Genomic DNA, 11,930 nt, shown 5'->3' with positions numbered 1-11,930 from the left:
GCGCTCTTTCATCTTCCACCTGGCCAAGCACTCAACATCGGCATACCGCATCAAAACCCGGGAACGCCGGGGCCCCGCGTACAGGCCCTGGTAGTTCGGCGAAGGACCTTCCGTCAATGGGCGGCACGCAACCCGTATGGGGTGGTGACGCGGAGATCGGCGAAGGCGTTCGCGACGGTCGGACGGGGCGGACAGAGCGGTGCGGTTGATCATCTGTCGTACCTGTTCGCCCTTTCCGAAAGATCGCGGTTCGCGCACGCCGCGCGAAGCCCTGGGCTCCATCCGGTTTCGCGAACATCTGAGATCAGGGGTGGATGTCCATGATGGAGAGCATGGGAAAGAAGGAGCGTCCTCGCCATGCCGGTGTCGCGGGCCTGGAGCGAAGGCCGGTCAAGGTTTCGGCAAGAGCGGCAGAACCACGAACCGGCTCGTGGCCCAGGCCGCGTAGAGCAGTGGCGCCATCCCCAGCAGCACGCCGAAGACCGGTTCGAGCAGCACCATGCCGACCGCGAGCGCCAGCACCATCAGCGTCGGCAGTGTCAGATACCAGCGACGCGCCACCAGGTACAGGCACGGCAGAACCAGGCCGCGGACCGGGCGCGACGATTCGGCCACCACGACCAGCACCGTCACCGTCGTGGCCACGACCAGCGCGCCCGCCGTGACGAAGAACGGCAGCAGCGCCGGACCCCACGAGGTGCGACCGACCACCATGATGTCCACCACGAGTACGCTCACCACCGCGGCGCCTGTCAGCCAGGTGACCAGCGCCCGCACCGCTGCCCGCCGATAGCCGTTCCAGAAGGCCGTGAACACCGCCGTCGACCCCTCGTCGAGCAGGGCGAAGCACCGGAACGCGCCCGCCAGCGCCGGCGCGCACACCGCCGAGAGCACCGCGAAGAACGGCCATGACGCCAACGGATTCCGTACCAAGGCCAGCGCCACCAGCAGGGGGGCGCACGATATCGCCAGCAGCAGGTTCGTCGTCAACCCGACGTAAACCATGCCGAAGACCTTCTCGTATGTCTCCTGCCGGGCCGGACGCAGCAGGCCGCGCACCGCGCTCACCCCTTCAATCCGCTCGTCGCGACGCCCTGGATGAAGTAGCGCTGCCCGAACAGGAAGAGGACCAGGATCGGCAGCACGGACAGCACCGCACCCGTCATGATCATCGCGTGTTCGGCCTCGTACTGGCCGACGAAGGAGCGCAGACCGAGCTGCACCGTCCACAGCTCGTTGCTCGTCAGGTAGATGAAGGGCCCCATGTAGTCGTTCCACGTGTTGACGAACGTCAGCAGCGCCAGGCTGGCGAGCGCCGGCTTCGACAGGGGGAGCATGATCCGCCGGTAGATGCCGTAGTCGCTGAGCCCGTCGATCCTGGCCGCCTCGCACAGTTCGTCCGGGATCGACATGTAGTACTGGCGCATGAGGAACACGCCGAACGCGCCGAACGCCTGCAGCAGGATGAGTGACCAGTACGTGTCCGTCAGCTCCAATCGCTGCATCATGATGTACTGCGGCACCATGTAGGCCTGCCACGGCACCGCGATGGTGGCGAGGTAGCCCAGGAACAGCGCGTCGCGTCCGGGGAAGCGGACCTTGGAGAACCCGTAGGCGGCGAAGCTGCCGGTCAGTACCTGCAAGAACGTGATGGTGGCCGACAGGAAAACCGAGTTGGCCAGATAGGTCGCCATCGGTACGCGTTCCCAGATATCCACGAAGTTCGACCAGCGCAGCTCGTCCGGAATCCAGTCAATCGGGATCGCCAGGACCTCGCTGTCGCGCTTGAGCGAGGCCGACAGCATCCATCCGAACGGCACCAGCATCAACAACGTCACCGCGACGAGCCCGAGGTAGGCCAGCGCCCTGCGGACGGCAGGGTGCCGGGAGCCCGGCGATCCGGGGTGCCCGGCGTGCCGCGGCGGCCGCACTGTGGCCGAAGGAGCATCGCGCAACGTGGTCATGACGCGCTTCTCCGTTCGTTGATCCGGAATTGGACGATGGTCACAGTGAACACGATGAGGAACAGCACGAGCGCGATCGCCGACGAGTAGCCGAACTGGCCCTCGGTGATGCCTTCCCGGTAGACGAGCTGGGCCAGCACCAGGGTGCTGCGACCGGGGCCGCCTCCGGTCATGACCACGATCAGGTCGAGCACTTTGAAGCTCTGGATGGTCAGCATGACCAGTACGAAGAAGGTGGTGGGCCGCAGTGAGGGCAATGTGATGCCCCAGAACCGCTGCCAGGCGTTGGCACCGTCCACCTTGGCCGCCTCGTAGTACTCCTTGGGAATGGTCTGCAGACCGGCCAGGTAGAGCACCATGTAGTAGCCCATGTCGCGCCACACGCTGGTGATGACCACCGCGGGCATCGCCCAGTCGGTGCTCGACACCCAGCGTGGGGGGTCCTGGACGCCGATCGCCTCCAGCAGCAGGTTGATCGGTCCCGCCGTCGGATTGAACAGCATGTTCCAGACCACGGCCACCGCGACCAGGGAGGTGATGTACGGGAAGAACGCCGCGGTGCGGAAGAAGTTCACTCCGCGCAGCCTCTGGTTCAGCGCCATCGCCAGGGCGAGGGAGGCGACCAGGGTCAGCGGGATGTGGCCGACCGCGTAGTAGAACGTGTTGCGAAGAGCGACGTGGAAGTTCTCATCCCCCCACAGCCGTTCGAAATTGCTCAGCCCCACCCACTCGGGCGTTCCGTAGGAGTCCCAGTCCATGAACGCCAGCACGAACGCCGCGATCACCGGCACGAGCGTGAACAGGGCGAAGCCCAGGAAGTTCGGCAGAATGAAGCTCCACCCGATCAGGGTGTTGCGCCAGGCCCGACTGCCGTGGGGCACCCGAGGTTCGCCCGGCTCGGTCGGCGCGGGCTGCGGCATGACATGGGCCATGGTCGTCCTTCGTGACTCCTTCGCAGACCAGGTGGACAGGCGGCGGACCACGGAGCCCGCCACGGCCGCCCTAGTTGAGGACCTCGTTCTTGACGCGCTCGCTCATCGAGCGGGTGCCGTCGGCGACCGACTTCTCACCGACCATGATCAACTGATGCTCCTCGTTGAGGATGGTGTCGACGTCGGAGCTCTTGTCGCTCACCGGCATCTCCAGCACGACCTTGCCGGGCTCGAACGCCTTCTTCGACAGCTCGTCCGACGGCATGCCCTCGAGCTTGAAGTAGGCTTCCGTGATCGCCGGATCCTGCAGCGCCGGCACCACGCCCACCTGGGCGATCGCCTCCGCGCCCGCTCTGCCGGCGGCGAACTGGACGAACTTCTTGGCGAGGTCGGCGGACTTGCTTCGTTTGTTCACCGCGAACCCCGTCGGGGAACCGAAGGTGACGACCTCGCCGGAGCCCGCCCGCTGCGGCATCGGGGCGAGCGCCCAGTCGACCTGACTCTCGCCCTTCTTCTTGGCCTCCAGAATGCCCGAGATGTACCAGGTGCCCATGGGCATCATCGCCGTCGCGCCGGTTCCGAACATGTTCCGGTAATCGGCCTGCTGGGCGCTCGCGGTGCCGTAGTCCATGACCGCCCCGCCCTTCTGCAGGCCCAGAGCCATCGTGTACTGGTCGGTGAAGAAGGTGTAGTCACCGCCGAGCTGGTCGCCGCCCGTCTGCGCCGCGGAGATCGCCTGAATCACCGAACGCCATGTGTGGTGGTAGGCGCCGTACACCTTCTTGCCGCCCTCGTCCCGGGTGAGCTGCTGGGCGTACTTGGCGTAGTCGTCCCAGGTCATGGCGCCGGTGAGCTTGATGCCCGCCTTGTCGAGCAGGGTCTTGTTGTAGTACAGCAGCCAGAAGTCCTGGCGGTAGGGGAGCGCGTAGTAGGTGTTCCCGATGTTGAAGGCCTCCAGACCCGCCAGCTTGGAGGTGTCGGCCGACTTGACGAGGTCGGTGACGTCGAGGAGCTGCCCGCGGCTGGAGTAGCGCGAGTAGTCCGTCACGTTCTTCATCGTGATCACGTCCGTCCTGTCGCCACCGGCGAGCATGGTGGTGACCTTCTCCGGATAGTCGTCCGCGAGGATGTCGACCGGCTTCACCTTGACGCCCGGATTCGCCTTCTCGAACGCCTGGAACAGCGCGGTGAACTCGGGGGTCTTGGCGAGGTTCCACACGGTGACGGTGAGGGTGGCGGGTCCGCCCTCGGCCGGCTCGCCGGAGCCGCCGCACGCGGCGAGCGCGAGCGCGATGACGGTCATCCCCGCGGCTTTCACGACGTGGCGCCGCGTTCGGGTCCTGGCGGGCGGAACGGGATTGAACATCGGTCTGTTTCCTTTCCCTGAAGCCGGGCTCAGGCGCTCACGGCGAACTCGTCGGCCGTCACCACCGCACGCGGCGGCCGGCCGGACAGGTAACGTTCGAGTTCGTCGAGGGCGCTCTCGCTCATTCGCCGGGTCTCCGATCCCAGGGATCCGGCGATGTGGGGGGTGATCATGACGTTGGGAAGGTCGTACAGGAGCGAGTTCGCGGGCAACGGCTCCGGGTCGGTCACGTCGAGAATCGCGTCCAGGCGTCCCCTCGCGCACTCGGTCTCCAGGGCGGCGGTGTCCAGGACGGCGCCGCGCGCCGTGTTGATGACGGTCGTGCCGTCTTTCAGCAGGGCGAGTTCCGGCGCCCCGATGAGGTGACGGGTGGAGGGAAGCTCCGGGACGTGCAGGGTGAGCACGTCGCAGCGCGACAGCAGGTCGGTCAGACCGACCAGCCGGCCGCCTGCCTCACGGACCTTGGCGGCGCCGGCATACGGGTCGTACACCAGTGTGTCCACGTCCAGGCTGCGCAGCCTTTCGGTGACCCGGCGGCCCACCCGGGAGAAGCCGACGACGCCGATCGTGCGCCCGCGGTTGGACAGCTCGCCCCGCCGTTCCAGGTAGGACCAGTCGTCGCGATGTCTGCGCGCGTCCTGGGCCAGGAACGGCGCCTTCTTGCCCGCGAAGATGATCGCGGCGAGGGTGAACTCGGCGACCGAGACGGCGTTCTCGTCCGCCGCGCTGGTCACCAGTAGCCCGCGCCGCCAGACCTCGTCGGTGACGAACGGGCGCACCGTTCCCGCGCAGTGGAAGATCGCCCGAAGCTCTGGCGCGCAGTCCAGCCGCTCCTTGGTCAGCGGAGGACAGCCCCACGAGGTCACGAGCACCTCGACCTCGCGTAGCCGGCGGCGCACGAGCGGATCGTCGAGGTCCGCTGTCGCCATGGGATCGGTGAGCTCGACGAGATCGCGCAACCGCTGCAGTTGTGGCTCCTGGAACTGCACGTCGACGTGCACGGGATCCATCACCAGCAGAGCCTGTGATCGTCGGTCTCTCACACCGGTCCTTTCGCCAGCCAGTGCTTGCCAGTGCCGCCGATCATGACCGATCGTTTCAATCAGGTCAATAGATTGTTAACGCTAATATGATCAATACGATCATCCTGGAATCCTGAAGACCGTCGATGATGATCAATATGAACGCTTTTGATTCATTGTCGCTTGACGTGGTCGTCGAGACGGTGCCAGCATCACGGGGTTTCGTTCGGAGTCGCGACAGGAGGCCCGATGCGCTGGCTGCGGGAATTGGACGACCGGCGGCTCTCGCCCTACACCGGCTGGACCAGGGATCACTGGGTCGCTCTGGCCGACCGTCTGCTGCTGTCCGCACGGCGATACGCCTCCCCCTCGCACGCACGGATCTCCTTTCCCGGCGAGCCGGGCGGGTACGGGCCGGACATCGACGCGCTGGAAGGGTTCGCCCGGACATTCCTGGCCGCGGGCTTCCGGGTGGCGGGAGACGGTGGCCATGACCCGCACAGCTACATGGAGTGGTACGCACACGGCCTGGCAGCCGGGACCGATCCGGGCTCCCCTGAGCGCTGGGTGCGGCTGGAGGAGCATGACCAGGCCAAGGTCGAGGCCGCCTCCATCGCACTGGTGCTGTACCTCACCCGGCCATGGCTGTGGGACCGCCTCGACGAGGGCGTGCGCGAGCGGGTGATCGACTACCTGGCGCCGGCGATCGGCGCCACGTATCCGCCGATCAACTGGATCTGGTTCCAGATCGTGGTCGAGCAGTTCCTCGCCTCGGTGGGCGGCCCGTACTCACGTCAGGACGTCGAGGCCGGGCTCGCGCTCACCGACGGGTTCGCCCGGCAGGAGGGCTGGTGTTCCGACGGCGAGCAGCGTGGCTACGACCATTACGTCGGCTGGGCCCTCCACTTCTATCCGTTGTTGTGGACCGAGATGGCAGCCGGCGACCCGGCCGCCGACATCCGTCGCGCGGGTTACCTGTCCCGCTTCGAGCGCTACCTTCACGACGCCGTCCACCTGGTGGGCGCAAACGGCTCTCCGCTCATGCAGGGCCGCAGCCTGACCTACCGGTTCGCGGCCGCCGCCCAGTTCTGGGCGGGAGCGCGGGCCGGCATCGCGACTCCGGCACCGGGTCTCCTGCGCCGCGCCGCCTCCGGCATCGCCCGCCACTTCGCCGAGCACGGCAGCCCCGACGACAACGGAGTGCTCACCCTCGGCTGGCACGGCCCCTGGCGGCCGATCGCCCAGTCGTACTCCGGCACCGGCTCCCCCTACTGGGCCGCCAAAGGCCTGTACGGACTGGCGCTGCCCGCCGATCACCCGGTGTGGACCTCGGTCGAGGAGCCGTTGCCGGTCGAGCGGGAGGATTTCCAGCTCGTGATCCGCTCACCGGGCTGGCTGGTCTCCGGCACCCGCGCGGACGGCATCGTGCGTGTCGTCAACCACGGCACCGACCATGCCATGCCCGGTGACCACCGCACGGACTCCCCGCTGTATGCCCGTCTCGGATATTCCAGCGCCACCTCGCCCATCCTGGCCGGTCCGCACGCCGACGACCCTCTCGACCAGTCGGTCACGCTTCTGGGCGCGGACGGCCGACCCAGCCATCGCACCGGCTTCGACACTCTCCTCGTGGACCGCCTGCCGACGGGTACCGCCGTCGGTGCCTCCCGCTGGCAGGCCCATTGGGTGAACCCGGAACCCGATACCGCCGACCACGGCTACGGCCGATCGGGTGCCGCCGTCCTGGGACCCTGGATCACGGTCCTGTCGGCGCTGCGGGGCACCTGGGAGGTTCGTCTGGTCCTCATCTCGCCCACGTGCGCGGCCCCGCTTCGCCTGGGCGGTTGGCCCGTCCCCGCCGCCGCCCCGTCGTCACACGTGATCTCCCGCATCATCCCCGGCCCCGGTCTCGACCTGTCGGACGTGACGCCTGCCGAGAACGCCACCCCCCTGTCGGCCCGGACCCTCATTCCCTGGTGCGGCACCAGCGCGACCGCCGAGCCCGGCAGATGGTACGAGGCCCGTATTCACCTCGGTTCGGACATGCCGTCGGCACCTCCGGAGGTGAGCTGGGCGAATGCGTCCGCCCAGCTCAGCTGGGCGGACGGTGTCAAAGACATACTGGACCCCATCTCCCTTCTGTCCTGAACAGCCTTTCTTCAGGAGGAGGAGCGCACGATCAACCGAGGCTCGATGACCACGCGATGCGTCGGCCGATGTGGATCCTGATCCGTCAGACGGGCCAGCAGCAGGGAGAAAGCCGCGCGCCCGATCGCTCTCCTGGGCGGGCGGACCGCCGTCAGCGGCGGATCGCACAGCTCCGCCATCTCATCGTCGTAGGTGACCACCGCCAGGTCCGCGGGCACCCGGATGCCCCTCTCCTGACACCGTTCCACGAGGTTGATCGCCTCTGGGTCGGAGTGAACCAGCAGCGCGGTGGTGCCCGTGTCGAGGCACGAGCCGAGGGCCTCGTCCATGACCTTGATCCATTCAGGGTTGCGCTGGTCGACGGTGGTGATGTCCGGGGTGCCGTCGAGCTCGAGACCGAGTTCTTGGCACGCCTGCCGCCATCCGTGCCGTACGTGCGGTGTGGTCGGACTGTGCAAGGTTGTGATCACCCCGATCCGCCGGTGCCCGAGCGCCGCCAGGTGGCGCACGGCCATGGCCGCTCCCAGCGCGTGATCGCTGACGACGGACTCCATGGCCTCCTTGTACGGTCCGGTGGCGACGGCCCGTTCGATGAGCACGACCGGCACCGGTGCCTGCTGCAACCAGCGCACCAGTTCCTCGCCATCGTCACCGGTGGTGGTCGGCGCGACCAAAAGCCCGTTCACGCCGACAAGCTCCATCAGCCCTGACAACTGCCGCCGCTCGTCGGCGGCCTGGTAGGTGGCGCCGCGCAGCACGACTCTGACCCCGGCCGCCGCGGCGGCCTCGCGGACGCCACGGATCACCTCCGGCCAGTAGTAGTCGAGCGATGGCACGACTATCCCGATGGTGAGCCGCTGTCGGTCGCCGGCGCTCTCCTCGGCGACCGATTGAGGCGAGGCCTCCTTGTCGGATTCGTCGGCGGGCGTGCCGCTGTGCGGCATGGCCCCGCCCCGTACCCGTCGGATCAGCCCTTGCGAGGCGAGGAACGCGATGTCACGGCGGATGGTGATGACCGAGACGTCCAGTTCGTCGGCCAGATCCGTAGCCCGGACGGGGCCACGCTGCCGCAGCAACTCGACCATCTGGGTGCGGCGCTCGTCAGGCATCGGGGTCGGCGAGTCGGACACGGTCATGGCCGCACCTCTACGTGTACCAGGACGGATCCGCTCGCGGTGCCGGGCAGTTCCAGCCGCAGCCGGGTCAGCCGGTCGCCCCACACCGCGATGAGTGTGGGATCGTCCAGCTCGCGTTCGGCCAGCGACCCGACCGCACGCTCTGGATTCCAGGAGAGAACCGCGGCCCGGCCCCCACCGGGTGGTCGCACCGTCACCTGCCCCGGCGCTTCCCGTCGCACCTGACCGGCCAGCAGGAACCGCACCTCGCTGGGCGGGCCCGCATCGGTGAAGGCCCAGGAGTCCTCGATCCTCACGCTACCGGCCTCCCGGTCCAGCCTGGCCGTGCGCCACCACCGCTCAAGCCCTTCCACGGGGTAGGCCCCCGCCAGATCCAACCTCATCTGGAAGGCGTCCGGCCCATCGACCACCGCGACGTCCCCGGCCGCAAAGGACGCCCCCTGCCCCTGAGGAGTGCCGCGCACCTCGGGCACGTTGTGCCAGCCACTCTGCATCGTCCAGATCGCGTACCGATCGGGCCCGAACGTCTGCGCCGTGTACGTGGGCCGCCCCGCATCGGCCACGGCGGGTACCCCGTCGACGGCGATGACCACCGAGCCGACGTCGTTGTGGTTGTGGTTCTCGGCGTTGTGACCACCCTTGACCGCGAGGGTGAGACCCCGCTCGGTACCGCGGGCGGTGCGGGCGACGCCCACCTGCGTGCCGGGCAGCCATGCCGAAGCCACCAGCGGCGGTTCGGCGGGGCCGGCCTCCAGCCAGGTGGTGTCGGCCAGCTCGCTCAGTGCCCGTCCCAACTCGGCCGAGGGAGCAACGGTCTCGGCGCGGTGAGCGGCGGCGTGCCGCACCCCGTCGGGATCACCGATCCGCCGCGCCCAACGGTGCGGCACGTGCCAGGGCTGCTCGGCGGGCGGCAGCGCGCGGGCGTCGGCGAAGTTCACATACCACGCTCCACCCAGATGCATTCGGTAGGGGAACCGCACCGTCTCGCGCACCACCGGCACGTTGACCGCGCTCAGCTTCCCGGAAGTGGCGTACTCCAGCACGTCAAGCGCTTCCAGGGCACGGCAGGCACCGTTCCACCAGTACTCGTAACCCTCGTCCACCGATCCGTCGCCGGGCAGTGCCGCCAAGTAGCGGTCGACGCCCTCGATCGCCAGCGCGACCTGCAGAGCCCGCTCCGCTCCCGGTTCGGCCAGACGCAGCGCGGCGACAAGCACGTTGCCGCAGATCCACGGGCACCAGTTGTGCACGCGGCCGTCCAGGCCCAGCCAGTGCCAGTCGCGCCGCCGGGTGAACGGCTCCAGAACCCGCCACCGCACCTCGGCACGGAGGCGGTCCCGCAGCCCGGGGAATCGCTCGTCCAGCCGCTCACCGAGCATGTGGTCCGCCCAGGCGAGCTGGGCGGCCACGTCACCGGCGCCGAGATCGAGGCAGGGGGCGGCCGGGTCGGGCAGTACCGTACCCCGCGATCGGCAGGACTCCTCATGGGCGGGCCAGCACCACGAGCTCTGTTCGCACAACAAAACGATCCCGTCGGCGGCCTCGGCCAGCCACTCGTCCGACCCGATCGCCGCGGCCATGAGCACAGCTCGAGTGAGTCGCTCCTGGCGCGCGAACACTCCGCCCTCATAGACCGTGCGGTCGCCGTCCTGAAAGTACCTGGCGTACTGCGTGGCGAGCGGCTGCGCCCAAGACGACCCGCGCTCGGCCTCCGCCCGCTCCCGCACGCGCTCCAGCGCCCGCAGCGGCGACTCGCCGCGCAGAGAGGGCAGGGACAGAGCACGGTCGGGGTGCGCCAGGATACTGATCAGCGCGCCCGGCGAGGCGACCGTCCCCCACCTGCCAAGCAGCGGGCCTGAAGCGACGCTCTCCGCGAGCTGAACGGGGGGGCCGATCGCCGTACTGGTCATGCTCCTCCTTAGGACCCCCTCATAGTACCGATCGAACCTGATCGAAGCTGATCCCTTCTCAGAATTCAGTGGCAAAGCGATCAAATCCGACGTTTATGCGATCACCTCAGGGGGCTACCACGGTCGGAACCACGGATCGATGCTGCGGGCAAGCGGACGGGCCGCTCGTGGGTCCGTCGCGGCGGCCCGTGAGTGAGGAACGACAGGGGTGGTGGCCGGATCCGTGTGACGCCCCCGATCCGAGTGATGAAGTGAAAGCCGGGGCACGGCCACCTTCGGCCATGGCGACCCTCGGAGACCGGGCGCGATCGGGCGGGCCGGGCGACGCGGAAGGCGATGCCACGCGACTCGTCGGCACAGAGACACAGGCGTCACCATTGCCGCGATTGCGTCAGCGTTAACGTAATCAGACATGATTATTGGAACGCGGTAATAACGCAGGTCCCAATGCGCGAAGCGCAGCCCGTGACCGCGACAGGGCTGCGGGTCACATCGACATCACACCAGTGTGTGCGTTCACACGAGTGCGGTCAACACCCGCCGTCATCGACCGCACCGGACCTTCCGGCCCTGGCCCGAAGGCCGGCACGGCGAACCCGGGCCACCGGCTGCCGGGCACAGAAGAGGGCTGAACAGGCGATATGACCGTCAGCGGCCGGAGGCCCGCGCTACACGCCATCGCCGCTGCCACAGGATGCCGGCTGCACGGAGATGAATTTCCTGTAGCGAGATGTTGACATCCCGCCTGTGAACCCTAACACTTTGCGGAAATGCAACAGAAACATGAATGAGACCCGATCGTCGGCCCTTCATCGGGAACCAATCGCCCCATTGCCAAGCTCACAGGGACGAAGTGTATGCAGAGATGTTAGCGCTAACAATTCTTCGTGCGTCCGTCGACGCGCCCCATCGCCCTTGAGTCCTCTCGCCGTGAGTGCGCAGCTGTGATGTCGCCCCTCGCTGCCTCCTCACCGATTCCCGTGTCCCTACGTCAAAAGATCGTCGCCGCCGTCGCGTAGTTGACGGCCGTGCTGAGCAGCGTCGTCCACATCGCCGCAGCGCCGTCAGCGTCGGCGGCCACGTATTCGGCCTGTGTCGTGGGCCACTTCAAAGAGTCGCCGAACCGGTCCGGTGACAACCACGCCCTCCACCTGGCGGTGAGCTCCGATGGTCTCGACTGGATGCCCCCTGAACCAGAACAACCCGGTCGTCACGCCGACCGAGGGTTTGACCCAGGAATTCAGATCTAGTGATTGGACATCTCATGGCACTGATCATGGCGTCTGATGGTTACCCATCAGGACCGTCGCGGAGCACTCGGCCGTCGCGCCGGTTACTGATCGCCCTTGTGGTGATCGCGCTCACCGCGGTGACGAGCCTCGTCGTCTCCGCGCCGCCGGCCAATGCCGACACCAGGCAATTTCGAGGTATGAACTGGGCGGTGCTGGGTGA

10 protein-coding genes are annotated in these 11,930 nt (G+C 67.7%); 2 read left to right on the top strand and 8 right to left on the bottom strand.

From position 1 onward, the window contains the following. Positions 1 to 390 precede the first annotated feature (390 nt). The 5 genes from ACSDR0_RS46985 to ACSDR0_RS46965 form a co-directional block, all read right to left on the bottom strand. Complete coding sequence (locus ACSDR0_RS46985; protein ID WP_435295487.1) at positions 391 to 1,059, bottom strand: hypothetical protein; 669 nt, start codon at positions 1,057 to 1,059, stop codon at positions 391 to 393. Between the two features lie 5 nt (positions 1,060 to 1,064). Further along, the gene (locus ACSDR0_RS46980) at positions 1,065 to 1,964 is read right to left on the bottom strand and encodes a carbohydrate ABC transporter permease (RefSeq protein ID WP_435295486.1); all 900 of its coding nucleotides are present in this window, start codon (positions 1,962 to 1,964) and stop codon (positions 1,065 to 1,067) included. After that, the gene (locus tag ACSDR0_RS46975; RefSeq protein WP_435295485.1) at positions 1,961 to 2,896 is read right to left on the bottom strand and encodes a carbohydrate ABC transporter permease; all 936 of its coding nucleotides are present in this window, start codon (positions 2,894 to 2,896) and stop codon (positions 1,961 to 1,963) included. The genes ACSDR0_RS46980 and ACSDR0_RS46975 overlap by 4 nt, the downstream gene beginning before the upstream one ends. A gap of 70 nt (positions 2,897 to 2,966) precedes the next feature. Further along, on the bottom strand, positions 2,967 to 4,262 hold the full coding sequence (locus tag ACSDR0_RS46970) for an ABC transporter substrate-binding protein (RefSeq protein ID WP_435295484.1): 1,296 nt from the start codon (positions 4,260 to 4,262) through the stop codon (positions 2,967 to 2,969). A 29-nt stretch (positions 4,263 to 4,291) separates the two neighbouring features. Then, on the bottom strand, positions 4,292 to 5,305 hold the full coding sequence (locus tag ACSDR0_RS46965; RefSeq protein ID WP_435295483.1) for a hydroxyacid dehydrogenase: 1,014 nt from the start codon (positions 5,303 to 5,305) through the stop codon (positions 4,292 to 4,294). A gap of 228 nt (positions 5,306 to 5,533) precedes the next feature. On the opposite strand from ACSDR0_RS46965, the gene ACSDR0_RS46960 reads away from it, so the two are divergent. Then, positions 5,534 to 7,432 (top strand): DUF2264 domain-containing protein, encoded by a 1,899-nt coding sequence (locus ACSDR0_RS46960; protein ID WP_435295482.1) that lies wholly within the window; start codon positions 5,534 to 5,536, stop codon positions 7,430 to 7,432. An 11-nt stretch (positions 7,433 to 7,443) separates the two neighbouring features. Here the strand turns inward: ACSDR0_RS46960 and ACSDR0_RS46955 are convergent, their stop codons facing one another. The 3 genes from ACSDR0_RS46955 to ACSDR0_RS46945 form a co-directional block, all read right to left on the bottom strand. Beyond that, entirely contained in the window at positions 7,444 to 8,568 is a 1,125-nt protein-coding gene (locus tag ACSDR0_RS46955; protein WP_435295481.1) for a substrate-binding domain-containing protein, read from the bottom strand. After that, on the bottom strand, positions 8,565 to 10,478 hold the full coding sequence (locus ACSDR0_RS46950; RefSeq protein WP_435295480.1) for a hypothetical protein: 1,914 nt from the start codon (positions 10,476 to 10,478) through the stop codon (positions 8,565 to 8,567). The genes ACSDR0_RS46955 and ACSDR0_RS46950 overlap by 4 nt, the downstream gene beginning before the upstream one ends. 991 nt (positions 10,479 to 11,469) lie before the next feature. Beyond that, positions 11,470 to 11,616: a hypothetical protein gene (locus ACSDR0_RS46945; protein WP_435295479.1), complete on the bottom strand. Its 147-nt coding sequence runs from the start codon at positions 11,614 to 11,616 to the stop codon at positions 11,470 to 11,472. Between the two features lie 126 nt (positions 11,617 to 11,742). On the opposite strand from ACSDR0_RS46945, the gene ACSDR0_RS46940 reads away from it, so the two are divergent. Further along, a partial coding sequence (locus tag ACSDR0_RS46940) for a hypothetical protein (RefSeq protein ID WP_435295478.1) occupies positions 11,743 to 11,930 on the top strand: 188 nt, incomplete at its 3' end.

Source organism: Streptosporangium sp. G11 (genome assembly GCF_051192615.1).
Lineage (GTDB): Bacteria > Actinomycetota > Actinomycetes > Streptosporangiales > Streptosporangiaceae > Streptosporangium.
The sequence above is the reverse complement of the archived record's forward strand: the minus strand, read 5'-3'. Positions and strand labels throughout refer to the sequence as shown.

Excerpts from the sequence above, each read along its gene's own strand:
- ACSDR0_RS46980 (WP_435295486.1), bottom strand. The coding sequence starts at position 1,964 with ATGACCACGTTGCGCGATGCTCCTTCGGCCACAGTGCGGCCGCCGCGG.
- ACSDR0_RS46975 (WP_435295485.1), bottom strand. The coding sequence starts at position 2,896 with ATGGCCCATGTCATGCCGCAGCCCGCGCCGACCGAGCCGGGCGAACCT.
- ACSDR0_RS46970 (WP_435295484.1), bottom strand. The coding sequence starts at position 4,262 with ATGTTCAATCCCGTTCCGCCCGCCAGGACCCGAACGCGGCGCCACGTC.
- ACSDR0_RS46960 (WP_435295482.1), top strand. The coding sequence starts at position 5,534 with ATGCGCTGGCTGCGGGAATTGGACGACCGGCGGCTCTCGCCCTACACC.
- ACSDR0_RS46955 (WP_435295481.1), bottom strand. The coding sequence starts at position 8,568 with ATGACCGTGTCCGACTCGCCGACCCCGATGCCTGACGAGCGCCGCACC.
- ACSDR0_RS46950 (WP_435295480.1), bottom strand. The coding sequence starts at position 10,478 with ATGACCAGTACGGCGATCGGCCCCCCCGTTCAGCTCGCGGAGAGCGTC.